Origin of the sequence: Parapedobacter defluvii (assembly GCF_014642075.1) — a bacterium.
Lineage (GTDB): Bacteria > Bacteroidota > Bacteroidia > Sphingobacteriales > Sphingobacteriaceae > Parapedobacter > Parapedobacter defluvii.
In genome coordinates this window covers 196,661-220,032 of sequence record NZ_BMIK01000008.1, presented here as the reverse complement: position 1 = coordinate 220,032, position 23,372 = coordinate 196,661, and the positions used below count along the sequence as shown (strand labels likewise).

Here is a 23,372-nt window from a genome sequence, read left to right as displayed (position 1 = left end):
CTGATCCACGGGCCCGAACCGGCATACGTAACCCCCAATAATCCTTCGGCCATGTGCGATGTACCCGGCCATACGGACAAAAATTGGATCGAATACCACATCTGGCAGCTCAAACCGGTTTTCCATGAATTCGAGGACATCATCATGTGTGTCAAAACCGGAATGTTTGGCCCATGGGGCGAACAGCATTCCTCCCCCATGGCCGAGGACCCCGAGGCATACAGGAAGGTTATGGACGCCTATCTGGATGCGGTGCCCGATTCGCGGATTCTGATCGCATATTCTGGCGGATTCTTAGTATGGTATAATGCTACCTACGGGACGACATACAACTTTGATAATATGCACGAGATACCGGTTCCCAAAAAGGGCACACCGGAGGCACGTTTTGGGGTATTTGACGATAGTTATGCAAATAGATATACGCAGACAGAATCCAAAGGACGTAGCTTGTTGACTAATTCCGGACTCGATGCTGGAACTTTTGATCGTTACAAAGCGCTTACCTGGATCCATAACCAAAACACAATGACCCAGGTCGAAGGCGGGATCGGTGATAACGTACATGGCAATATGCCGGGCGCTATCCTAGAAGCCCAATTATTCCGGACAACTGCTGCAAACATGCGGCACGGTAATTATTCGCGGTGGAGCAATTTTAGTTATAATGAAGCGAACGTTACCAAACCGGTTACGTTTCCCGCATCGGGCAGTGAGACAACTCCCCCTTTCACCGGACCAACCAAAACGGCCGTCTTTGACCCGGTATATGACGGCAGGAACGGACTGGAGTACATGCGCGACCGGCTCGGATACCGGTTGGTGCTGCGTGAGGCCAAAGCAAGCGGATGGGTAAAGCAGAACGGTACCCTGAGGTTCGAGGGAAGGATCCAGAACGTCGGTTTCGGCAATGTGGTCAACCGGAAAAATGTGTCGGTTATCCTGAAATCCAAAACCGGTTCCGGCACCTACACCGCACTTACCAACCTGGATGCCAGGGACTGGCTGGCCGATGAGAACGGAAACGGCCGGCCCGACAATACCGCTGCTTGGCGTGACCTGAACTTCTCGGTTGCGATGTCCGAATTTGGCAGCGTTCCCGCCGGAGATTACGGCATCTACCTGAAAATCAACGACCCCAAAGAGCAAAGCGCCAACAGGCGCTGCATACGGTTCGCGAATAAGGGAAATAGCTGGGATGCTGACCTCGGTGCAAACCTAATTGGTTCGACAACGGTAAAATAGGCAATAGGATTTAGTTTTTTAGTTCGCTGCACCGTGAGGAGCGTTACTGAATTCACGTTAAAATAGATTCATATGATGTACAAATCCCTCTTAATCATTGTTTTGTCCCTGATTACTGCATGTAGTAACCGGGAAAGCAATGGGGATGGTGAGAACAAATCCGCGGTTTACCATGTGCAAAAGGCGGCCGATTTTCAGGTCACCGGTGATGGGAGTAACGAAAATTGGGGAAAAGCTGAATGGATCGTACTTGCTAAACGCGAACAGTTTAAAGATAACCCCCTGCAGACGAATGTAAAGGCATTGTATTCTGAAACCGGTCTTTATTTTCTTTTCAGTTGCCAGGACAATAAATTGACTTCATCGATGAACGCTGATTTTATGGACCTATGGAAGGAAGATGTGGCGGAAGTTTTCCTTTGGCCGGATGAGAATTATCCAACATATTTTGAGTATGAAATTTCCCCCCTTAACCATGAGCTCCCCATTCTAGTTGCTAATACGAATGGAGATCTTTTAAGATGGCAGCCATTTCATTACGATGCCGATAGGCAGACCGATCATGAAACAGCTGCGTTGGGTGGCGAAAAAAAACCAGGTGCAGCGGTTGACGGCTGGGTTGCAGAGTTTTTCATTCCCTATAAACTTCTGATCCCTTTAAATCATGTTCCGCCGCACAAGGGTGATCGCTGGCGGGCAAACTTTTATCGTGTGGACTATGATGAGCCAAAGTCGGTTAGCTGGTTATGGCAATTAACAAAAAACAACTTTCATGATTACGAAAGTTTCGGTTCAATTATATTCAATTAACACTTGTCACAGTTCTCGTGTCATTCTTTCTAACTAAGATACACAGCAATTTTCTAATAAGCCACCTAACGGCCACCTTCTTTTTAAATTTATTTCCTTGTTTTTCAACAGGTTGATTAGACACAGGAGTTAGTTGTCTAATTTTTACATCCTTTTTCCCTGCTGAAGTTTCTTAAAAGAGCAAACGGGTTAGGAAGAATACGAGTTTGACACAAAACCAATAATTTGACAGTAATAAATAAACAATTATTCCGATGAAAAATGTTAGAAATGCCATGCTATGCCTATTCTTGATACCGGTTTTGCACACGTATGGACAAGTGGGAGACTTAAAACTGGTTGACTGGAAACCCAAAAGCCAACTGGTTGTAAAAGAAACCGATATCACTAAGCCGAAATACCCCGTTATTGATATTCATAATCACCTTGGCGATCTTTCGAACACGCAGACATATCTTGAAGAGATGGATAAGGCAGGAGTGTGGAAGTGTGTCAGCTTGGACGGAAGATCAATGGGTGATTTCTACAAAGATCATCTTAAGGTGTCCCAGGAAATCGGAGGGGATCGATTCATCGTGTTTTTCCGGCCGGACTTTTCAAAAATTTCAGAACCCGATTTTGGCATTAAAGAAGCCGAAAAGTTGGAAAGTGCTGTAAAAATGGGAATACGGGGTTTAAAAATTTCGAAAGAACTGGGGCTAATCGTGCGGGATAAAGAGAACCGCGTTATTCCTGTGGATGATCCAAGAATCGATCCGATTTGGGCGAAGTGCGGAGAATTGGGGATACCGGTCGTCATTCATGTTTCAGACCCAAAGGCATTCCATACCCCCATCGACGAATACAATGAGCGTTACGATGAGTTGGCTAATAACCCGAGTTGGGCTTTTTACGGCACACAATATCCGTATTCAAAGGAAGAAATTCTCGCGCAACTCTATCGGGTGATTGCGAAGCATCCAAAGACAAATTTTATTTCTACCCACATGGGAAATTTAGCGGAGGACCTCGGACAAGTTTCAAAATGGCTGGATCAGTATCCCAATATGTATGTCGATATCGACGCACGAATCAGTGAATTGGGCAGGCAACCGTACACTGCACGGAAATTTATGATCAAATACCAGGATCGGATCCTTTTTGGAACAGATACACCGTGTAAAGCAACGGCTTATCAGGTATATTATCGCTTTCTTGAAACGGACGACGAATATTTTGATCCCGCGCCAAGCCACCATCAGCAGGGTCGCTGGATGATTTATGGCATCTATCTGCCCGATACCGTACTAGAGAAAATCTATAACAAAAATGCACTGAAACTGCTGGGCATGAACGATATGAAATGAATATCACCATTAAAAAATGGAATTATGAATAACAACACTTTTGATCGAAGAAATTTTCTAAAACTATCAAGTGCTGCGATTGGCGGAATAGCCCTAAACGCAGGTTTGACAGGAGTGCTGGCATCCCCTGTCAGGAAAGTAGGGGAAAAGAAGACTATTAAACTGGGGTTTGTTGGCTTGGGGGGACGGGGCTCGTATCATTTGAGCGCGGCGTTGGGCATACCCGATGTCGAAGTGAAAGCACTCTGTGAAATAGTGCCGGATCGGTTAGAGCAAGCCAAAAAATGGGTGTCGGAATACGGACAACCAGCTCCCAATTTATACGGCAGAGGGCCGATGGATTACGTCAGGTTGTGCGAAGAGGAAGATCTCGACGCTGTGATCTGCGCTACACCTTGGGATTCACACAGCGCTATTTGCCTGGCAGCGATGAGGAATGACAAACACGCTGCTTGCGAAGTACCGTTGGTTCAGACCCTAGAAGAAGCCTGGGAATTGGTCGAAACCCATGAAAAAACCGGCAAATGGGCGAGTATCGTCATTGGGGGCTTCGGCGATCTCACGTTATTGAACATGGTGAGAAACGACCTATTGGGAGACATACTTCATCTGGAAAGCGGTTATATCCATGATTTAAGGAAGGTCAAATTCGATCCGGAAGGAGAGCCATGGAGGCTCGCGTATACGGCCATCCGTAATGGCAATCTATATCCGGATCACCCAATGAGAAATATGATGCCGATATTGAACATTAATCATGGCGACAGGTTTGATTATTTGGTGTCCATGAGCACCAAATCCGTGATGATTAACCAATATGCCGCAGCGAAATTTGGTCCAGACTCGGAATACGCCACTAAGAAACTCACACTAGGCGATTACAACGCTACGCTGATCAGAACAACGAATGGTAAATTGATCACGCTAAACCATGATACGCACACACCGCACCCTAGAGAAGATTTTCGGGTTCAGGGCACAAAGGGCGTCTACGTGCGAGATAAATCAAGAAGTAGAATTTATTTGGATGAAGTCAGCCCCGAATCACACGAATGGGAATCTCCCGACAAATACTTAGAAAAATTCGCACATCCGATCGACCTCAATTATAAACCAGCGCCGCGCCGGTCAGGCCCCATACGCGGTCACGGCCAGCAGTCTTCTACTACACCCATAAACTGGCACCGGTTGGTTTTGGCATTACAAGAGGAGAAAATGCCCGACTGGGATGTTTATGACTCCGTCACAAGCAGCGCGATTATACCGTTGACTGAGCTATCTGTAAATAATAAGAGTAAACCAGTTGATTTTCCGGACTTTACCAAAGGAAATTGGAAAACAAGGAAACCGATTTATTCTTAGCGTTAACCCTACTATATGCTTACCGGTAGATTGAACGTTTTTATTTTGATCCTATGTTGCGGGATTCCCATACAGCATGTCAGCGCACAAGTAGAACATCGGAACAATCACCTTTCACTTTCATTAATGAATGAGATTTGGGAAGCTGCTGCGACACTCCGGTTTCAAGTTTATCGCGAGCGTCCGGAATCAAATCCCACGATGAAACCTGAATTTTCTGATAAATTGATGGCTTTAGACGGAAAGGATGTGAAATTGTCAGGTTACATGATACCCATTACATCCAGTAGAAAACATGAAAAGTTTCTATTATCTGTTTTGCCCGTTTTGCAATGCATGTATTGCGGGCAAAACGGAATACCGCCAATGATAGAGATTTTCATGGAATCCGAATCTGTACAGTTCACGGAAACGCCAATAACCGTAAAAGGTCGCCTACGTCTCAATGAGGATTATAGCAAAGGAGCTGAAATACAGTTGCACGCTGCCGAATTGATCGGACAATAGAGAAAGCAGAAACTTATGTCAATTTGAAGATGGATAGCATAAAAATATCGACGGCCCAGTTCGAGCACAAAAGCGCAGATAAAAGCTATAATTTGTCAGTTATTGAAAGCCTTTCCCAAAAAGCGGCAGCCGAAGGCTCAAACGTAATTGCTTTCCATGAATGTTCGATCACAGGTTATACGTTTGCAAGGCATCTTTCGAAATCTGCAATGCTTGAACTCGCGGAATTCATTCCCTCCGGGCCCAGTCTCTTGAAACTTATCGGGATAGCCAAACAACATGACATGATCCTATTAGCCGGATTATTCGAGAAAGATAAAAACGACAACATCTACAAAGCCTATGTCTGTGTGGATAAAAACGGACTGGTCGCGAAATACCGAAAATTACACCCCTTTATCAATCCATATATAACACCGGGCGAAAGCTATTGTGTTTTTGACATCCATGGATGGAAATGTGGCATCTTAATTTGTTACGACAATAACATCATCGAAAATGTCAGGGCTACGAGACTTTTAGGGGCTGATATTATCTTCATGCCCCATGTAACGATGTGCACACCATCCACCAGGCCGGGCGCAGGTTTTGTTGATCCGAAACTTTGGGATAACCGTGACGCCGATCCAACTTCTTTGCGTTTGGAGTTTGATGGGATGAAAGGCCGGGCCTGGCTGATGAAATGGTTGCCGGCAAGAGCTTACGACAATGGCATCTATGTAGTTTTTTCTAATCCGATTGGCAGGGACGACAATCAACTAAAAAACGGTTGCTCCATGATAATCGACCCCTTCGGAGATGTTATTGCTGAGTGCCGTTCATTTGACAACAGTTTTACTACCGCCATTATTACACCTGAAAAGCTGATTCAGGCAGGTGGTTACCGATACATACAAGCACGAAAACCCGAATTATACAAAGATATTATCGGGCAAAAACATACCCCCGTACAGAACGTGGCCTGGCTCTCCTAATCACGGTGTGCCCGAGAGGTAATATCGGGTAGTCAAAAAATTCTTTTATCTTTGGCCGCTGGAAGTTCCTTTCCAAGACGATAATTTTATGAAGTATAAACGCATCCTACTCAAACTTAGCGGGGAAGCCCTCATGGGTGACCAGAATTACGGCATTGACATCAACCGTGTCACACAATATGCCAGCGACATAAAAGAAATTCACAGCAAAGGCATGGAAGTGGCCATCGTCATCGGAGGTGGAAATATCTACCGGGGGCTCAGCGCCGAAAAAGCAGGGATGGACCGTGTCCAGGCGGACTATATGGGTATGCTTGCCACGGTCATTAATAGCATGGCTTTGCAGGATGCCCTGGAAAAGCTGTCTATCAAGACGCGACTGCTAACCGCCATCAAAATGGAGCAGATCTGTGAACCCTTTATCCGTCGGAGAGCCGTACGCCACCTTGAAAAAGGCCGTGTCGTTATCTTTGGAGCCGGCACAGGCAATCCTTATTTCACTACGGATACCGCCGCTTCATTACGCGCCATTGAAATCAATGCCGATGTGGTACTGAAAGGAACCCGTGTGGACGGCATCTACACGGCAGACCCACTCAAAGATCCCACAGCCACCCGATTTGATGAAATTACGTTTCAGGATGTATACAACCGGGGGCTCAGCGTGATGGATATGACGGCCTTTACCCTGTGCCAGGAAAACAAACTACCTATCATTGTCTTCGATATGAACAAGCCCGGAAATCTTTCCCGGCTTGCAGATGGCGAACCCATTGGAACTTTAGTACGAGAATAATTATCTTTGACCCAACGATAACGCATAACCATGGACGAACTAATATCCCTACAACTGGAAGATACCGCCGAGCAAATGAAAAAAGCGGTGGCACACACGGAATCCGAACTTACCAAAATCCGCGCGGGCAAAGCCATGCCTTCCATGCTCGATGGCATCCAAGTAGATTACTATGGTACATTCACTGCCCTTTCGCAGGTAAGCAATATCAACACGCCGGATGCACGTACATTGGTCATACAACCTTGGGAAAAAACAATGTTGTCTCCCATTGAGAAAGCCATCCTTGATGCAAATATCGGACTGACTCCCCAAAATGATGGGTCGGTTATCCGGCTTAACATTCCGCCGCTTACCGAGGAACGCCGCCGGGATCTGGTAAAGAAAGTAAAAGAAGAAGCTGAAAAAGGAAGGGTGGCCGTACGCAACATCCGCAAGGACGCCAATGACGTCATCAAAAAGCTGAAAAACGATGGTGTATCGGAGGATGAAATCAAAACCGGAGAAGCCGAAGTCCAAAAGCTGACCGACAAATACATCGCTGACGTAGACAGGCTAGCCGATGCCAAGGAAAAGGATATTATGACGGTATAACCTTGATATATCGACAAATAGATAAGCCATCCATACCGATGGCTTTTTTTATGCCCTCCGTTACTACCGGATCTACCTCCAACAGAAACCCGGAGCAGCCGAAAAGATCTATGTGGATTACGTTCAAAAACGAATAGAAGAGCTCGAATAACACCGTACAACCAGCAACTTTGTCATCAACCCGTAGAAACACCCGACGGATTTGCAGGTCGCGGCGATATTTTTTATATTCGTGACGATCGGTGTCGGCCATATCGTCAGCGCAATGCATGCGGTATACTTTTTGCCGAACACTTTCAATAAGTAGAAACAAAAACAGTAAAGTAAAAGATATATGGCAAGTTATTGGATTATTTTCATCGGAATCATGTTGGTCAGCATGATTGTACAGTGGCGTTTCAAAAGCAAGTTCAAGAAATATTCCGAAATGCCGTTGAGCAGCGGAATGACCGGCAGGGATGTAGCCGAAAAAATGCTGCATGACAATGGTATTTATGACGTTCAGATCATTTCGGCCCAAGGCCGGTTGAGCGACCATTATAACCCCGCTAACCGGACGGTAAATTTAAGTCCGGAAGTATACAGCGGCCGCAGTGTGGCCGCCGCCGCGGTAGCCGCTCACGAATGCGGGCACGCTGTCCAACACGCCAAAGCTTACTCTTGGCTTCAATTCCGTTCGGCAATGGTACCGATCGTGAGTGTTGCTTCCAACTTGGTTCAATGGGTGTTATTAATTGGTGTAATCATGGCTTTTTCGGGCAATATTTGGGTATTGACCATCGGTGTAGCCTTGCTGGCGATTACGACACTATTTGCCTTCGTGACGTTACCAGTAGAGTTTGACGCGTCCAAGCGGGCACTGGCTTGGCTAGACAACAAAGGTATTACCCACAGTACGGTAGAGCACGATGGGGCAAAAGATGCCCTGTGGTGGGCGGCAATGACCTACGTCGTAGCAGCGTTATCGTCATTGGTAACCCTGCTCTATTACGCCAGCATGCTGTTGGGAAGAAGGGACTAACGATTCTTTTCATAGTTTTAGGTTTAGGTGGGTCCGCCCCCGGATTTTTCGGGGCGGACTTTTTTATGATAGATTTTGTAGCTTTGCAGCTCATTGATATTTATATAGTAACGGAACAATGTTTCAGAATTTACAGGATAAGTTAGACAGAGCGTTTAAGGTATTAAAAGGCCAGGGAAATATTACCGAAATTAACGTAGCGGAGACGATGAAAGAAATCCGCAAAGCGTTGCTCGATGCGGACGTAAACTATAAAACGGCCAAAGCATTTACCGACGAGGTAAAGCAGAAGGCTCTTGGCCAGAATGTACTCACCAGCATCTCACCGGGCCAGTTGCTCACCAAGATCATGAACGACGAGCTGACCGAACTGATGGGCGGCTCGGCTACCGATCTCGATTTATCAAAAAACCCCACGGTTATTCTGATCGCCGGTCTTAACGGTGCGGGTAAGACCACATTTTCCGGTAAACTTGCAAAATACCTGAAAGAAAAAAGGGGCCGGAAGCCTTTGCTCGTGGCAGGCGATGTATACCGCCCGGCCGCTATCGACCAATTGGAGGTGCTTGCACAGCAGGTAGATGTGCCGGTATATACAGACCGCGAATCAAAAGACCCCATTGGTATTGCTCAGGCCGGCGTGGCCGAAGCCAAACATAAGGGATATAATGTCGTCATCGTCGATACAGCTGGGCGCCTGGCCATCGACGAAGCATTGATGAATGAAATATCAGCCGTAAAGGATGCAACACAGCCCCATGAAATCCTCTTCGTGGTGGATGCGATGACCGGTCAGGACGCAGTCAATACCGCGAAAGCATTCAATGACCGCCTTGACTTCACCGGTGCGGTACTTACGAAGCTAGATGGTGATACCCGCGGCGGGGCCGCCCTGTCCATTAAATCGGTAGTCAATAAACCCATCAAGTTTATCGGTACCGGCGAAAAAATGGAGGCCCTCGATGTGTTCCATCCCGATCGGATGGCCTCCCGTATTTTGGGCATGGGCGACGTGGTCTCACTCGTCGAACGAGCACAGCAGCAATTTGATGAAAAACAGGCCGCAGAACTGCAGCGTAAAATCCGCAAAAACAAATTTGATTTCAACGACTTCCGTAGCCAGATTCAGCAAATCAAGAAAATGGGTAACATGAAGGATCTCATGGGTATGATCCCCGGTGTGGGCAAAGCCATCAAAGATGTCGATATCGATGACGATGCATTCAAACCCATCGAAGCCATCATCAATTCCATGACGCCCTACGAGCGTGAAAACCCGGATGCGATTGATCAAAAGCGGCGCGCCCGCATCGCGAAAGGTTCTGGCACCGATCTGGTGGAAGTAAATAAGCTGATGAAGCAATTTGGCGATATGCGCAAGGTGATGAAACAAATGTCCAATCCGGCGGCGATGGCCCGGATGATGCGCGGCATGCCAAAAACGCCTATGGGAAGATAAGGCTATGGCGATGAAAACCGCTTGACCTCCACTTGCTTTTCTTCTACTTTAAGTACAAACGTAGGCCCTGTATTAATTGCATTAGCCTCAACAGCGATATGCTGGATGGGTGTTTCCACATAGACGTGCTGAGGCATCCTATTTTCCACAATACTGACCTCATAGCTGCCTGTGGGCAGGAAAAGCACATAATTCCCTTGATTATCTGTTACTGCCCGTGCGGTATAGCCGGTGGTACTTTTTGCAACAACCGTAAAGCCGGCTAATACCGCATCTACTTCAAAGCTCAGGCGATTATCAAACTGATACCGTATACTTCCACGCACTGAGCCTGCCTGCTGAAGGCCAACGGTGGCCCTAAGCCACTTTGAGCCGAGTTCCACCGTCGCACTTGGGGCATACCAACCCTGCTGCACAGGCACACTGATCTGCTGCGGGCCATACGGTACACGACGATAAGTCGCCTTGCCGTCATTACCGGTGATGAAGACCGCCTGGTTTATCATAACCATGGTGTTGACGGCCGCAATATCGCCTTCATCGAAAATGCCATTGTTGTTCACATCACGATAAACGAAAAGTTCGATAGATCCCCGCTTTTCGACCAAAGTTCCCCTTCCGGCCGGCAATGTCTGATGGATACCCAGCTGTATGTTGGTATTGGAGAAACCGGCATAATAGGGAGTATGATACCGATACAACTGCCCCAAAAAGAAAAAAGCCGTCTTTGGAGTCACCGCATACTGCACACGGGCGTTACCCATCCAATTCTGACCGGAGAAACTGTCGCTGTAATAACTAATACCAGCTTCCGTTTGCAACCGTTTGGCCATAAACTCACGGCGGGCAGAAGCCGATGCCCCAGTGCGGTAAGCTCCCGCTCTGCCGAAATACCAGTTGTTGGCCGCCTCAATCAGTGAGAAATTGCCGCGTTGCAGATTTGCGTTGAAGTTGAACCATGCATAGTTATAAGACAGGTTTGCCCGCAACTGCCATTCTCCGCCTGCCGTGAGTGACGACTGCATCCGTCCCCCCTCCATCTGCAGGTAAGCATACTGTTGATGGTTCCGGCTGCGCCAGTTGAGGGTACTGTTCAGGCGATACGTACGAAGGCTCATATCGGGTTGTGTTTGGTTGCCATTCCCAAAATAGTAACGACCTTCTTCATATTCATACAACGGAACCACCGAAAGACTGAGAAAGTCAGTCAAGGGGAAAGATATTCCCAACTCCGTGCGGGATGTCAGAAAGTCGTTCTGATAAAACGGCTGGTTCTCAAAATACTTCGGCGCATATTGGTATAAGCTATATCCTACCCAGGTATTTGCCCGCCGAACCGGATGGGTGACCCGCTGGTTGAGTTGCAGTGCACCCCGCCTAATACCCGGATAATATCCCGTACTGTAATAATTGGTGCTGTTGATCATCCACTGTGCAAGATTTGCCTGTAGCTGTACCCCCGCTGCCATTGCCGGCTGGTAGTCCCCGTCCTTTGCATCATACAGCGGTCGCGTCAGGGCGGGACCAAAATCGGCTACCAACCGTACTTTGTTTTGAAGGCCCTGTCGCAATACGTCAAAACTATTCATATACAGGATACTTTCACTGTTTTCAAATGGTAGCCGTTCGTATATGGCAGTCCCCACATAACGCTTCCGCTCGGGAATTCCTTCACCCAACCGTGTGCGCAGATAAGCCGTGAAGCCGTTGCCGAACGCCGGCCGATAATCCGATCCCAATAGATCGAACGTCCGATCTACAAATCCCGCTTCTATATGCTCGGATTTCAGCGAATCCGAAAAATAAACCTTTACACCCCTGCCGTTTACGAATGTTTCCAGGTTCTCTGTGATATTCCCAACGGTAATCCCCTTGTTATCCTGCTCAACGTTCAGCCATGTGTTATTCAAAATCGGCGTATTCCGCCAGGCGCCCCATTGGTAAGCAAATGTGCTGAAGTCAAGATGCCCCTGAGCCAGCTGATAACTCCCCTGACCATTCAATTGCCAGGACGGATAATCGCTGAACGGATTGCGTGCAATGAAAGTGGCGTAATTACGCTGGTAAGACCAAACGGGAACAGAAGTATGCAGCGGATCTTCATACCGCCTGTTTGCCGATGCGTTTTGTACACTGATGGTTGTATTACCGAAAATCTCGTCGTTGCTGTACATGCCCACAACGTTGACCGTGAAGCGCTCCAGCCGAATCAAATCCCGGTCAATCACATACCCGAAAACCAGCGTTGTATCCCCCGCCGCCCCTAATTCCAAATCTTTCGCAGCAAACCGGCGCCCTCCCTGCTGATTAGGCATTGAAATCACGAGACGTACCCGTTCCTGCGTATTGCCGGCATTGCGTATCAATACACGGATGGACAACGAGTCGCCTACCTGCCGCATCAGTTCATTGGCAGTAAGGGCCTGCAGCCAAACGGAACGCTTAGGTTGAATACGCAGTGTTGTCTGCACATGTGCCAAAACCTGCCCCGATACATCGGTCCATTGAATAATGACCGGATATTCACCCGCTGCGGCATCTGCACCTAATTGCAGCTTGATAGGGACGTACCGCTTTCCGGCTGCGGCAAGCTCCAGTTCCCGCATGCGATTTCCAAGAACCTGTACGCCCATTGGTACCACAATACGAAGGGACCCTTTTACGGTATCTGATGCAGAACTTTCCAAAGCTACCGTGATTCCAACGATATCCCCGTTTGTCCCAGTAACCAACGAGTCAGCCACTAGCCCATACGCACCTTGCATAACCGTTTGCTGTTGCACCGCCGATGCCGGAACTGCAAACAACCCAAATAGGCTTACCGTAAGAAGGATATGCAGGTAATGAATGCCCATATGACTGATTATTGTGGAACCAACTGGTAAAGCAGCGTTGTGGTGTAGGTACCCGACCGTGCGTGAAGCAAACGCTCGTCATTTCCAACTGTGCGATAAGCGATGTTAAAAAACTGCGCCGTGCTTCTTCCAACGGGGGTATTAAACAGTACCTGGTAGGCGTCAGACAAGGTTATCTCCCCGTAACTACCAAGCTGGGCAGGACTGCTGCCGGGGTACAGCCGCAGATGCACAACCGAAACGGGCAGCGTACCCTGCCCCCCAGAGCGTGACACCATCTCCGGACCGACGGCCTTTACAGCGACGGAAAAACCGGTGTTCGAATTAATCTTCAGCCCGTCGTTGTATGCCACTGTTACCCCTTCGGTATAATTGCCGATACTTCCGAATTCCAGCTTACCTTCACGGGCATCACCGAGCACTTCGATACCGTAAGCCGGTTCTGCGGACGGTGTCCCGGACAGGGTTTGGTTCACCTGGATGTGGTAAACTACATCCTGATACCCCAATATATTCCCTTCCCGATTGTACATCGTAAACGTAATGGGTACGGCATATACAATGATTTGGTAAGGTGCGCTATTCTTAAACTGATCAAGATAAGTGCCGCCAGCTACCTGGATGGCAAAATACAAGTTGAACTGCATACTGCCACCGTAGGAGTTTTGATAACGAATGGATGCGTTTGACTTTGGGATCAGCAGGGTCTCACCTGCTGCATTGAACGGGATAAACACCGTACTCGCCCCGATTTCGGCCAGCGTGGGGCTGTTGCCATTGTCGTGCGTAAAGCGGAAACTCAATTTATCCGCAGGAAACGGAAGTCCCGAAACGTTCTGTCCGGAAACCGGTCTGATCTGTCCATTGATCCGCGCACGGATGGCCCAGTTTGGCTCATCGATCTGCTGCCCCTGATATTGGATGTGGAATTGATGCCCGCCATCCGGCGTGGTGTACCCTCCGTAGTCTGTCACATTCAGATATCCGCCGCTGTAAACATTGAACCTCAATTGTGCCTGAAGAACCGACGGCCAGCAACCTACTAACCCGATAGCAATCCACCAAAAAATCCGGTTAGTCATGGCTGAATTCCAATTCGGCAATTTTAATTGTATTTGCCTCCCCATAGTTGACGATGGCCGTCGCAACGTATTTTCCCGCTTCCAACTTTTCCGGCAGCTCCAGGTACTGCTGTCTTTGATCGCCGGGCATCGAGTAAAACAGCACATCGGGAAGTACCGTCTTCGTCCCCGTAGCTTGATTCAGCAACTCCAAACTGATCTGCCCATCCGCCCATACATCACCATCATTCTCAAAATCAAGTATTACCCTGGGTATTTCTACGTTTTCATACCGAAAATTGGTTATTTCCAAATTTGGATGGAAGGATCCAGGCAGACGTTGGTATAATTTGATTCCTGTTCGCACAGCAATGCGGATATTTGCTCCCTGTTGGTCTACTCCATCACGCGGATTGAGCTGCGTCACATACAGGATCGCCGTATGAACGGGTACCGTGTCGTTTCGGTAAGCGGCCGGAACCGTCATTTGCACATCAATTTCTTTGCTTTCGCCCGGAGCAAGTGAAAAATATGCTTCGGGAACGGAGATCCACGCCGCGCATGACGTGGCCAACGTACCGGATTGGAACATCTGATTATCTCCATACGTAGTATATGCCCAGTCTTCGAATGAGACGGCCAATTCCAGTGGATAATCTTGGCTGGGATTACTGACGACCACTTTTTCTGTTTGGCTCTGGCCGGGTCCGATCACGAAATATACCCTCGGCGGACTAATAGAGATTCCCGTTTGGGCCTGCGTTGCGACGCTACCAAACCCCAATAGGAGAACAAAAATACCCCCAATGGCTTTGAGAAGTGTTGTTTTCATAGGATAGATATATAACAATAGGGTTGTAACCGTAGTAGCTACAACCCCAATGTCATTTTGTTTTTAACTGTTGTTATTCACTTACTATCGTATAGACCACGTTTACTGTATATTTGGTCTGTTTGTTTTGGAACAGTTTGTCCAGATATGCACCCTGACCAGCCGCTGCATATTTCACATCGTATGCTTTGTCTACGACATTGGCGTTATTGCTGTGGTGGAAAAGTTCCGCCCCATACGTGCCGCCATTGATCTCATTAATTTTACGGGTGTACGCCTGTACCCCTGATTGGGCCAATCCCGTAACCGTTACCGTGCTACCATCGATGGTATTGTTGTTGCCGTTTTCACCCAACAGATTGGGGGTCGAAGCTTTCACATAGATTTTGTAACCACCGCCTATATTGGTTACCCGAAGGTGGCCGCCGGTCGTTGTATAGCTCACGCCATTTTCGTAATCAGCCGCTGTTTCATACACCAAATTTACCTGGTCGTTACTCACCGTCAACGTGCGTACCGGTTTCAGGATTACATTTAACGCTACCTGTGCGGGACTGCCATTGCCAACAGGCCCAACCTGACTGCCACTTAAACCCGTTGTCTGCGCATCTGCAACTCCGGCAAATACGCCCAGGGTAGCTACCATTGTCGCCAAAACTACTTTTTTCAATTGATTTTTCACGCTGTTTTTCATGATTGTGTTTTTACTATTTTTTTGTTTTTTCTTTTGCTTTCCTTATTAATCCGAAAGGACAGCACAAAGGTAGAGCGGGGTTGAATCCGAAAAAATATGAAAAACAGCACATGAAATATGCATTCTTGTATCGATGTAGTTGTTTATTTACATTTTGTAGGTGAACCCCTACAAACTGGCCCTTCTGCGGAATTCGGTGGGCCTTATACCCGCATATTTGAAGAAGAAAGCACTGAAATTCTGCTCGCCGCTGAATCCCAATGCCAAGCTGATTTCTTTCACATTTTTTTCCGAATGGGTGAGCTGCCGTTTTGCTTCTTCCATTACATGATCAATGATCAGCTCTTTGGCACCGACCCCCGTCACCTGTTCGGTTGCTTTGGTGAGCCGCCGTTCGGTGACATTCAATTTGTCTGCATAAAATTTGACCGATTTCTCGGGAACAAAATATTCGGCAATCAGGGTTCTATACCTGAGCACCAAGAAATTATCCTGATCTTCCCGATAACCCGCATTGGAAACCTGCTTGACATTCATGGATCCCATAATCAGGATCTGCTCAATCAGGTTATGCGCCAAATCCTGGTTAATCCGTTCTCCGATTCCGTTCCGTGCCTGGTATAGTAAGTGTACCATCACTTTCCCGTACAGCAACCCTTCATCCGGCAACGTCATGTAGTAAACCTGACTGTGGTCGTTGAAAAGCGGACTGTTCAGCAAAAAATGCAGATCCCGGTTTGAACGGCCGAAAAAATTGGAAGAAAAAAGCAATACATAGGTATCTTCCGTCATTTCGTTGTCGAATCGGGAAATACGATCGGGGCCAATAAATAATACCGAATAAGGCGGTAGCGTAAATGCCCGGTTGTCAATGTGATGCACTGCTCCCGCTGGTCCTGAAAAAATAACCATATACATACCACGTCTTGCCGGCAAATGTATATTCGGGAGGTGATTTCCTAGTTTTTGCACCCGATAGATTCCGAAATCAATAGCCGTCATACATCAAGACTTTTTTCACAGAAAAACCACAACAACTATACCACGCATAGGATAAAAACAATACCTAACGAGCCGCAAAGACGGATTATTTAACTTGAATGCTGTAAATAAGCAAAGGCCGGTCGAACAAAGCGGAGTAGGTAGCTCTCTTATTTTGGAGATAGACGGCTTTATATTTGCTGGCAACTACATATTCGGGCAAGGCAGTCTCCCCGATAGGTAACGTACCGATCAGGATGCTGTCAACTTCGAGTTGATAGGAAGTTGTTCCGAAAGCCGCTACCTGTCGATTGGGTTTATTCCGATCTGAAGTAAGCTTTCGGAAACGATCCGATTGATCCCGCTTGTCATCAATATGAATGGTTTGAATGGGCTTTAGCACTAAATTGATACCTACCTGATTTCGGGATTGTGCAAATCCAGAAATAGCCGTAATGGCACCCAAAACGGCTAAAACAAGGGGAATAATTAGCTTACTCATTTTCATTCAGGATAGATAATCATTACCGTTGCAATCTAAGAAAAAAACGACTGGCCTTCCAATTTTAAACACAATTAAAACGATCATTAATAATTTCTTTATCTTTGTGGAATATGGACGAGCCGGGGCAGCTTACCGAATTTGGCAAAATACTCCTCATCGGAGTAATGGGTGTGCTGTTGGTATTAGTTACCCTGCTATTGGGTAAAATCATATCCCCCAAAAAACCTACCCCTGAAAAGTTGAGTACGTATGAATGTGGCGAAGAAGCCATCGGCAGCTCTTGGATTGCCTTCAACTCGCGCTTTTATGTCATAGCACTGGTGTTTCTGCTGTTTGATGTGGAGATGATATTCGTCTTTCCTTGGGCCACGGTATTCGGCCGTCCGGAATTGATCGCCGCAGATGCACGTTGGGGATGGTTTACGTTGGTCGAAATGGCCATTTTTATTGGAATATTGGTCATCGGCTTGGTATATGTATGGAGGAAAGGGGATTTGGAATGGGTAAAATCGCGAACCGTACTGCCCCGGGTGGATGTAAACATCCCCAAGTCTGCTTACGACAAACTGAACCGGGAATCCCATCAGATCCGCAAATTTGAACCTTTTGCAACAGAGTCTCCAAAAGCTTTCCAACCCCAGGGCAGTGCAGCTGAGCTAAAAAAACCGGCATTCAAACCGATGTTCAGAAAACCGGGAGGTACGTCATCATGAGTATCAACAAACAACTGGAAAGCAATGGTGTGGTAGTTGCGAAGCTGGACGACCTACTTAATTGGGCACGGTTATCGTCTATGTGGCCCATGAGCTTCGGCATCGCTTGCTGTGCAATTGAAATGATGGGTGCAATGGCTGCTACATATGACTTGGATCGTTTCGGGGTTTTTCCCCGTCCGTCTCCCCGGCAATCGGACGTTATGATTATCGCCGGTACGGTAACCTTTAAAATGGCCGACCGCATACGGCGGTTGTACGAGCAGATGCCCGATCCAAAATATGTAATCTCCATGGGGTCATGTGCCAACTGTGGAGGCCCTTATTGGCAACACGGTTATCACGTGGTCAAAGGTGTAGACCGCATCATTCCTGTTGATATTTATGTGCAGGGCTGCCCCCCAAGGCCAGAAGCACTTATCGGTGCTTTTCTCGAATTGCAGAAAAAAATAGAGACTGAGCATATCGTGGGCGACAAATTGCAGCCCACCCAAGCTTGATCGTTAAAACAATTTCAACCTCTTATATGGCAAAAGACTTTTATGGCGATTTACAGTTAGGCATCCTCGGCGGTGGGCAATTAGGTCGCATGCTGATTCAGGAAGCTATCAATTTCAATGTAAACATCCATATCCTCGACCCCGATAAACATGCGCCATGCCGGAACCTATGCAACCGTTTTGTCAATGGGGCGTTGAATGATTTCGACACCGTATACGCATTCGGAAAAGGACTGGATATGCTGACCATCGAGATTGAGAAAGTCAATGTGGACGCCCTGGAAAAATTGGAAGAAGAAGGTGTACTGGTTTACCCGCAATCCCGCATCATCCGCTTGATACAGGATAAAGGGCTGCAAAAGCAATTCTTCAAGCAGAATGATATACCCACAGCTCCTTTCCAACTGATTTCATCCAAAGAAAACCTAGCCACAGCATCCCTATCTTTGCCTTACATCCAAAAGCTACGCAAAGATGGATACGATGGCCGGGGAGTAAAAAAAATAGTAACGGAATCCGATGTAGCAACCGCTTTCGAAGCCCCCAGCCTCATTGAGCAATGGGTTGATTTCGAAAAGGAGCTGGCGATCATCGTTTCACGCAACGAGAACGGAGAAGTGGCTACATTCCCCTGTGTGGAAATGGAGTTCAACCCCGAGGCGAATCTGGTAGAGTTTCTTATTTCCCCTTCTACCCTACCCTTCGAAATCCAACAGCGGGCTGAGTTACTCGCCAAGAAAATTGCGGAAGATCTGCAAATCATCGGACTATTGGCCGTCGAGTTATTCCTGACCAAAGACGGGCAACTACTGGTAAATGAACTTGCCCCCCGTCCGCATAACAGCGGACACCAAAGTATAGAAGGCAATTTTACCTCGCAATTTGCACAGCATCTGCGGGCCATCTTTAACCTCCCTCCGGGCAATACAGCTACGCGCAGCAATGCTGTAATGGTTAACCTACTTGGGGAAGCTGGACACGAAGGCTTGGCGCGTTACGAAGGAATTGAGGACGTCTTGGCGATGGAAGGTGTATATTTGCACCTGTATGGTAAAAAATACACCAAACCTTTCCGGAAAATGGGTCACGTTTGTATCATTAACGAGGATCGTGAAACCGCCATACGGATTGCAAGAAGTGTACAACAAACGATTAGGGTGGTGACGTAGGGAGGAGTAAGGAACAAGGAGTAAGGAACAAGGAGTAAGGAGTAAGGAGTAAGGAGTAAGGAGCAAAAGGTAAAACAAAGAAACGAATGACCACACATAATTTAGCGGAAGTAGGCATCATTATGGGAAGTAAATCAGATTTACCCGTGATGCAGGACGCTGTAGAAATATTGAAACAATTGGGTGCGCGTGTAGAAGTAACCATTGTATCGGCTCACCGCACACCGGACCGTATGTTCAATTATGCCAAGAGCGCAGCTTCGCGCGGTCTTAAGGTCATCATTGCCGGTGCAGGTGGGGCTGCTCACCTGCCGGGAATGGTTGCTTCCATCACGCATCTACCGGTCATCGGTGTACCGGTTAAGTCATCCAATTCCATGGATGGCTGGGATTCGGTACTTTCCATCCTGCAAATGCCCAACGGAATACCCGTTGCCACCGTAGCGCTTAACGCGGCAAAAAACGCCGGCATTCTCGCAGCCCAGATACTGGCTATCTCAAACGAACAACTTGCCCAGAATCTACTGAACTTCAAAGCCGAATTGGCCCAAAAAGTTGAGGAAAGCGCCAAGGAAGTAGAAGCAGGGCTGGATTAATTCGCGTCATACGTTCGGAATCCGATATCCATTATGGTATTCAGCAGCCAGCAATTTATTTGCTGCATCGCTACTGAAGCGCCCTTTCTGTTCATTCCAATATATTTTTTCTCCCGTACGGTACGCGATGTTGCCCATTTGCGAAAAAATCGCGATGTGTGCCCCCGCAGAAACAGGTGCGTTTAACGCTTCCAATTGCCGGGAGCGCACCACGTCAATGAAATTGGCCGTATGCAGATCCAATCCATTGTCCTGACTTTTCTGAAAAGGCACTGCTTCCATCCGTTTACCCTCGGGGATCACTTCCCAACCTCCGCGATCTACCACCAACGTACCGAAATTACCGATGAAAGCCACTCCGTGATTACGTCCATAGGGACCTCCATCTATACCGTTCGCATGTTCCCACTGTACCGTAAAATCATCAAACTCATATACCGTGGTCAGTGTATCCGGTGTTTCAGCCGCATCGTCCGGGTAGGCGAATTTGCCGCCCGTGGCCATAATGGATTTCGGAGTAGTTGCTTTCATGCCGATCAATGCAAAATCCAGCATATGTACGCCCCAGTCGGTCATTAACCCCCCGGCATAATCCCAAAACCAGCGGAACTCAAAATGAAAACGGTTGGGATTGAAGGACCGCTCTTTTGCAGGTCCCAACCAACGCGTATAGTCTACGCCTTCCGGGGCCGGCCCATCGGGTTTGACAGGAATGCTTTTCATCCATCCCTGGTATGCCCACGCTTTGACCAAACGGATCTTACCCAGCTTACCCGAATGCACAAAATCCATCGCATCACGGAAATGCTGTTGGCTGCGCTGCCATTGCCCTACCTGTACTGCCCGGTTATACTTCGTGGCAGCTGCTACCATGGCGTTGCATTCTGCGATGGAATTGCCCAGCGGTTTTTCTACGTATACATCTTTTCCTGCTGCGCACGCATCCACCATGATCAGGCAATGCCAGTGATCCGGCGTACCGATGATCACAGCGTCCACATTGGAATCGGCCAATAAATCTTCGTGTTTTGCGTATAACTGGGGGATGATATTCCGTGCTTTCAATTCTTCAGCCCGTTTATTCAGCACATTGGCGTCTACGTCGCAAAGTGCGGTGCACTGCACACCAGGTACCTTTAACATCGAGTTGAGATTGGACCATCCCATACCGTTCGCACCAATCAATCCTACCCGGACTGTTTTCGGCTGCTGCCGCGTTCCGATGGAAAAGGTACCCGGAAATGCCGTTGCAGCACCTGCAGTCGCTGCCAACGTTGTCATTGTACCCAAAAATTTTCTTCTGCTGGTATTCATAATTCGATATTCCATTAATGATTAGGCAACTAAATTAAGAAAAAAATGTAATAAACAGATCGGACGTACGATACATTACACGAAAAAGCCTCCGATGTATACATCGGAGGCTTTTAGCAGTGAACTAGTCACTTGTTGTTTAATAGCCCGGGTTCTGTACCAGCTTGTCATTCCGGTTCATTTCGTCGCGATGGATTGGAATAAAATACATCTTATCCAGCCACTGCCGGTTTTCAATACCCGGATCGACGGTGCCCACGGTATACGTATAGGTGTAATTCTCGGGATCATACCGATACACCGAAACACTGCTGCCGGCTTTCAGCCTACCCAATATGCGCACAATCCCCACCTTTCTGCCAAGGGTTTCTCCTGCAATCATCCACCGGCGGGCATCGTGGAAACGATGCTCCTCATAAGCTAATTCGATGCGCCGCTCGTTCCTGTAGGCGTTCCTGAGCGCATCTCCCGATGCGGTGATTGCTGGCATACCTGCACGGTAGCGGATCCGGTTGAGCCAGTTTCTTGCCTCGGCATCTTCGCCGAGCTCGATGCACGCCTCTACATAGTTTAACACCACCTCCGTAAACCGCAGCACGGGCCAGGGAATGAATTGCCTCGTATTCTGATCGACCACCGCAGGATCGGGATCAATGAACTTACGCATATAATACCCCGTATGGCTGCCGTTCCAATCTTCTACCGGACTGTTTCGGGTATCCAGCCCATAGTGGATCACCTTATTTCCTCCCTGCATAATTTCATATTGTCCGGTTTGGATCTGATTGGCCGGATCACGGCCCGCCACATCGGTTGTACGGGGTTTCCAGTCGGCACCGTCGTATAAAATAGTCGCATAAAAACGCGGATCCCGATTTTGATAAGGCATCGCAGCATGCGCCGGATTATTCCAGTTGAACGCGGTGCCGTCTGCCATCGTATAGTCATCGACCAATTGCTGTATAGGCGTGTTTCCGGCCCAATTGTGGTATCCATTGGGACCGTTGTTCCGGCCCACATAGTTGCCACCTTCGTCTTTCAGGTCGATAAAGAACCGACCCAGTATCAGATCGGCTTTCCCATTGGCCGATACCGCACTGCTGCCACCGCCCATTGAAATCGACAGGTAATTCTCCGTACCCTCTTCGGGCGTAACCGGCTCGGTTAGATCCATCATATAACCGGGACCGTATGCGTCCAGCACGGCTTTAGCTGCCTCTTTAGCCCGTTGCCACCGCGCGGTTTGATTGCCGCTGACATACCCTAGGTATTCAGGGTTTACATACCCACTGATCACTTCAGAGTTCGCCGAAGCCGTAGGAATGTCATGGAGATCGCTGGCTGCTTTGGTCAGTACCCGGGCTTTTAATGCAAGCGCTGCAGCCGAAGAAGCGCGGCCGTCCACAACCGGCGCATCGGTCAGCAATTCCGCCGCCTGATCACAGTCTGATACGATAAACTCCACCTGTTCTTCGAAAGTACTGCGGGCAATGGTATAATCGTCATCTTCCAGCCCATAAACATGATCAACCAGCGGAACGGCACCGTAATACCGCAACAGTTCGGTATAAAAAAACGCGCGCAGGAACAATGCTTCTCCCCTTAATCGGTCTGCAATACCCGACGAATTGTCGAATTCCGGCTCCGCCAGTCTCTCAATTGCCACGTTGGTCGCGCGGATCCGGCGATACAGATTGCCCCAATTGTGGGTTCCTCCGCTGATCTGGCTGTTCCATCCCTGGTCGGCATCGTTTGACCGTGCCTCCGTAATCACATTGATACCCCGGCCCGGGTGGGTAAACATCGCCTCATCGGACAACGAGGCCAGCATCTCTTCATCAAATCCGCCCTGTCCGAAGCCATTGTAGATCTCCGTGACAAAAGCCTCAGCCAGTCCAGCGTCTTGCCAAGCAGCTTCATCGGATACTTCGCCCAATGGTTTGGTACTTACAAAATCATCGTTGCAAGCTACCGTACAGATCGCTATTACCCATAGACACTGTACCAATACTTGATATTTTTTGAATCGTTTCATCTC

23 protein-coding genes are annotated in these 23,372 nt (G+C 48.0%); 14 read left to right on the top strand and 9 right to left on the bottom strand.

The window, feature by feature from the left end:
• From IEX60_RS13395 to frr, 8 genes are all read left to right on the top strand, one after another.
• The coding region (locus IEX60_RS13395; RefSeq protein WP_188751433.1) for a DUF4832 domain-containing protein at positions 1 to 1,245 on the top strand (1,245 nt) is incomplete at its 5' end.
• A 72-nt stretch (positions 1,246 to 1,317) separates the two neighbouring features.
• A complete protein-coding gene (locus IEX60_RS13390; RefSeq protein WP_229717557.1) occupies positions 1,318 to 2,055 on the top strand; it encodes a carbohydrate-binding family 9-like protein in 738 nt (245 codons plus the stop codon).
• A 254-nt stretch (positions 2,056 to 2,309) separates the two neighbouring features.
• Positions 2,310 to 3,401, top strand: coding sequence for an amidohydrolase family protein (locus IEX60_RS13385; protein WP_188751431.1), 1,092 nt, complete (start codon positions 2,310 to 2,312; stop codon positions 3,399 to 3,401).
• 114 nt (positions 3,402 to 3,515) lie between these two features.
• A complete protein-coding gene (locus IEX60_RS13380; protein ID WP_229717560.1) occupies positions 3,516 to 4,763 on the top strand; it encodes a Gfo/Idh/MocA family protein in 1,248 nt (415 codons plus the stop codon).
• A gap of 201 nt (positions 4,764 to 4,964) precedes the next feature.
• Positions 4,965 to 5,270 carry a hypothetical protein gene (locus tag IEX60_RS13375; protein WP_188751428.1) on the top strand — a complete coding sequence of 102 codons (306 nt, stop codon included), beginning with the start codon at positions 4,965 to 4,967 and terminating at the stop codon, positions 5,268 to 5,270.
• A gap of 29 nt (positions 5,271 to 5,299) precedes the next feature.
• Positions 5,300 to 6,244 (top strand): nitrilase family protein, encoded by a 945-nt coding sequence (locus IEX60_RS13370; protein ID WP_188751426.1) that lies wholly within the window; start codon positions 5,300 to 5,302, stop codon positions 6,242 to 6,244.
• A gap of 88 nt (positions 6,245 to 6,332) precedes the next feature.
• Positions 6,333 to 7,040 (top strand): UMP kinase, encoded by a 708-nt coding sequence (gene pyrH, locus IEX60_RS13365; RefSeq protein WP_188751424.1) that lies wholly within the window; start codon positions 6,333 to 6,335, stop codon positions 7,038 to 7,040.
• 30 nt (positions 7,041 to 7,070) lie between these two features.
• A complete protein-coding gene (gene frr, locus IEX60_RS13360; protein WP_188751422.1) occupies positions 7,071 to 7,634 on the top strand; it encodes a ribosome recycling factor in 564 nt (187 codons plus the stop codon).
• Here the strand turns inward: frr and IEX60_RS13355 are convergent.
• Positions 7,621 to 7,905, bottom strand: coding sequence for a hypothetical protein (locus IEX60_RS13355; RefSeq protein WP_188751420.1), 285 nt, complete (start codon positions 7,903 to 7,905; stop codon positions 7,621 to 7,623). The genes frr and IEX60_RS13355 overlap by 14 nt on opposite strands.
• Positions 7,906 to 7,968: 63 nt before the next feature.
• Here IEX60_RS13355 and IEX60_RS13350 point away from each other — a divergent pair, with 63 nt between their 5' ends.
• Together IEX60_RS13350 and ffh are read left to right on the top strand one after the other, a co-directional pair.
• Positions 7,969 to 8,655, top strand: coding sequence for a zinc metallopeptidase (locus IEX60_RS13350; RefSeq protein ID WP_188751418.1), 687 nt, complete (start codon positions 7,969 to 7,971; stop codon positions 8,653 to 8,655).
• Positions 8,656 to 8,773: 118 nt separating this feature from the next.
• Entirely contained in the window at positions 8,774 to 10,114 is a 1,341-nt protein-coding gene (gene ffh, locus IEX60_RS13345) for a signal recognition particle protein (RefSeq protein WP_188751416.1), read from the top strand.
• Positions 10,115 to 10,116: 2 nt separating this feature from the next.
• On the opposite strand, the gene IEX60_RS13340 is transcribed toward ffh, so the two are convergent.
• From IEX60_RS13340 to IEX60_RS13315, 6 genes are all read right to left on the bottom strand, one after another.
• Positions 10,117 to 12,969, bottom strand: a complete 2,853-nt coding sequence (locus IEX60_RS13340) for a carboxypeptidase-like regulatory domain-containing protein (RefSeq protein ID WP_188751414.1) — start codon at positions 12,967 to 12,969, stop codon at positions 10,117 to 10,119.
• A gap of 8 nt (positions 12,970 to 12,977) precedes the next feature.
• Complete coding sequence (locus tag IEX60_RS13335; protein ID WP_188751412.1) at positions 12,978 to 14,051, bottom strand: hypothetical protein; 1,074 nt, start codon at positions 14,049 to 14,051, stop codon at positions 12,978 to 12,980.
• Entirely contained in the window at positions 14,044 to 14,862 is an 819-nt protein-coding gene (locus tag IEX60_RS13330; protein ID WP_188751411.1) for a fimbrial biogenesis chaperone, read from the bottom strand. Before IEX60_RS13330 ends, IEX60_RS13335 begins: the two co-directional genes overlap by 8 nt.
• A 73-nt stretch (positions 14,863 to 14,935) precedes the next feature.
• Complete coding sequence (locus tag IEX60_RS13325; RefSeq protein ID WP_188751409.1) at positions 14,936 to 15,556, bottom strand: hypothetical protein; 621 nt, start codon at positions 15,554 to 15,556, stop codon at positions 14,936 to 14,938.
• A gap of 168 nt (positions 15,557 to 15,724) precedes the next feature.
• Positions 15,725 to 16,558, bottom strand: a complete 834-nt coding sequence (locus IEX60_RS13320; RefSeq protein WP_188751407.1) for an AraC family transcriptional regulator — start codon at positions 16,556 to 16,558, stop codon at positions 15,725 to 15,727.
• Positions 16,559 to 16,643: 85 nt separating this feature from the next.
• Positions 16,644 to 17,039 (bottom strand): hypothetical protein, encoded by a 396-nt coding sequence (locus IEX60_RS13315; protein ID WP_188751405.1) that lies wholly within the window; start codon positions 17,037 to 17,039, stop codon positions 16,644 to 16,646.
• A gap of 113 nt (positions 17,040 to 17,152) precedes the next feature.
• Here IEX60_RS13315 and IEX60_RS13310 point away from each other — a divergent pair, with 113 nt between their 5' ends.
• The 4 genes from IEX60_RS13310 (at position 17,153) to purE (ending at position 20,020) form a co-directional block, all read left to right on the top strand.
• Positions 17,153 to 17,755, top strand: a complete 603-nt coding sequence (locus tag IEX60_RS13310) for an NADH-quinone oxidoreductase subunit A (RefSeq protein ID WP_188751403.1) — start codon at positions 17,153 to 17,155, stop codon at positions 17,753 to 17,755.
• Entirely contained in the window at positions 17,752 to 18,255 is a 504-nt protein-coding gene (locus IEX60_RS13305; protein WP_188751401.1) for an NADH-quinone oxidoreductase subunit B, read from the top strand. The genes IEX60_RS13310 and IEX60_RS13305 overlap by 4 nt, the downstream gene beginning before the upstream one ends.
• A 26-nt stretch (positions 18,256 to 18,281) precedes the next feature.
• Positions 18,282 to 19,424 carry a 5-(carboxyamino)imidazole ribonucleotide synthase gene (locus IEX60_RS13300; RefSeq protein WP_188751399.1) on the top strand — a complete coding sequence of 381 codons (1,143 nt, stop codon included), beginning with the start codon at positions 18,282 to 18,284 and terminating at the stop codon, positions 19,422 to 19,424.
• Between the two features lie 86 nt (positions 19,425 to 19,510).
• Positions 19,511 to 20,020 carry a 5-(carboxyamino)imidazole ribonucleotide mutase gene (purE, locus tag IEX60_RS13295; protein WP_188751397.1) on the top strand — a complete coding sequence of 170 codons (510 nt, stop codon included), beginning with the start codon at positions 19,511 to 19,513 and terminating at the stop codon, positions 20,018 to 20,020.
• Between the two features lie 6 nt (positions 20,021 to 20,026).
• Here the strand turns inward: purE and IEX60_RS13290 are convergent, their stop codons facing one another.
• The gene (locus tag IEX60_RS13290) at positions 20,027 to 21,301 is read right to left on the bottom strand and encodes a Gfo/Idh/MocA family protein (RefSeq protein WP_229717556.1); all 1,275 of its coding nucleotides are present in this window, start codon (positions 21,299 to 21,301) and stop codon (positions 20,027 to 20,029) included.
• A 172-nt stretch (positions 21,302 to 21,473) separates the two neighbouring features.
• A complete protein-coding gene (locus IEX60_RS13285; RefSeq protein ID WP_188751393.1) occupies positions 21,474 to 23,369 on the bottom strand; it encodes a RagB/SusD family nutrient uptake outer membrane protein in 1,896 nt (631 codons plus the stop codon).
• Between the last annotated feature and the right edge of the window lie 3 nt (positions 23,370 to 23,372).

What these genes read in the sequence shown, in the direction of transcription:
- IEX60_RS13390 (WP_229717557.1), top strand. Translation starts at nt 1,318, where the DNA reads ATGATGTACAAATCCCTCTTAATCATTGTTTTGTCCCTGATTACTGCA.
- IEX60_RS13385 (WP_188751431.1), top strand. Translation starts at nt 2,310, where the DNA reads ATGAAAAATGTTAGAAATGCCATGCTATGCCTATTCTTGATACCGGTT.
- IEX60_RS13375 (WP_188751428.1), top strand. Translation starts at nt 4,965, where the DNA reads ATGAAACCTGAATTTTCTGATAAATTGATGGCTTTAGACGGAAAGGAT.
- IEX60_RS13370 (WP_188751426.1), top strand. Translation starts at nt 5,300, where the DNA reads ATGGATAGCATAAAAATATCGACGGCCCAGTTCGAGCACAAAAGCGCA.
- pyrH (WP_188751424.1), top strand. Translation starts at nt 6,333, where the DNA reads ATGAAGTATAAACGCATCCTACTCAAACTTAGCGGGGAAGCCCTCATG.
- frr (WP_188751422.1), top strand. Translation starts at nt 7,071, where the DNA reads ATGGACGAACTAATATCCCTACAACTGGAAGATACCGCCGAGCAAATG.
- IEX60_RS13355 (WP_188751420.1), bottom strand. Translation starts at nt 7,905, where the DNA reads ATGCATTGCGCTGACGATATGGCCGACACCGATCGTCACGAATATAAA.
- IEX60_RS13350 (WP_188751418.1), top strand. Translation starts at nt 7,969, where the DNA reads ATGGCAAGTTATTGGATTATTTTCATCGGAATCATGTTGGTCAGCATG.
- ffh (WP_188751416.1), top strand. Translation starts at nt 8,774, where the DNA reads ATGTTTCAGAATTTACAGGATAAGTTAGACAGAGCGTTTAAGGTATTA.
- IEX60_RS13340 (WP_188751414.1), bottom strand. Translation starts at nt 12,969, where the DNA reads ATGGGCATTCATTACCTGCATATCCTTCTTACGGTAAGCCTATTTGGG.
- IEX60_RS13335 (WP_188751412.1), bottom strand. Translation starts at nt 14,051, where the DNA reads ATGACTAACCGGATTTTTTGGTGGATTGCTATCGGGTTAGTAGGTTGC.
- IEX60_RS13330 (WP_188751411.1), bottom strand. Translation starts at nt 14,862, where the DNA reads ATGAAAACAACACTTCTCAAAGCCATTGGGGGTATTTTTGTTCTCCTA.
- IEX60_RS13325 (WP_188751409.1), bottom strand. Translation starts at nt 15,556, where the DNA reads ATGAAAAACAGCGTGAAAAATCAATTGAAAAAAGTAGTTTTGGCGACA.
- IEX60_RS13320 (WP_188751407.1), bottom strand. Translation starts at nt 16,558, where the DNA reads ATGACGGCTATTGATTTCGGAATCTATCGGGTGCAAAAACTAGGAAAT.
- IEX60_RS13315 (WP_188751405.1), bottom strand. Translation starts at nt 17,039, where the DNA reads ATGAGTAAGCTAATTATTCCCCTTGTTTTAGCCGTTTTGGGTGCCATT.
- IEX60_RS13310 (WP_188751403.1), top strand. Translation starts at nt 17,153, where the DNA reads ATGGACGAGCCGGGGCAGCTTACCGAATTTGGCAAAATACTCCTCATC.
- IEX60_RS13305 (WP_188751401.1), top strand. Translation starts at nt 17,752, where the DNA reads ATGAGTATCAACAAACAACTGGAAAGCAATGGTGTGGTAGTTGCGAAG.
- IEX60_RS13300 (WP_188751399.1), top strand. Translation starts at nt 18,282, where the DNA reads ATGGCAAAAGACTTTTATGGCGATTTACAGTTAGGCATCCTCGGCGGT.
- purE (WP_188751397.1), top strand. Translation starts at nt 19,511, where the DNA reads ATGACCACACATAATTTAGCGGAAGTAGGCATCATTATGGGAAGTAAA.
- IEX60_RS13290 (WP_229717556.1), bottom strand. Translation starts at nt 21,301, where the DNA reads ATGACAACGTTGGCAGCGACTGCAGGTGCTGCAACGGCATTTCCGGGT.
- IEX60_RS13285 (WP_188751393.1), bottom strand. Translation starts at nt 23,369, where the DNA reads ATGAAACGATTCAAAAAATATCAAGTATTGGTACAGTGTCTATGGGTA.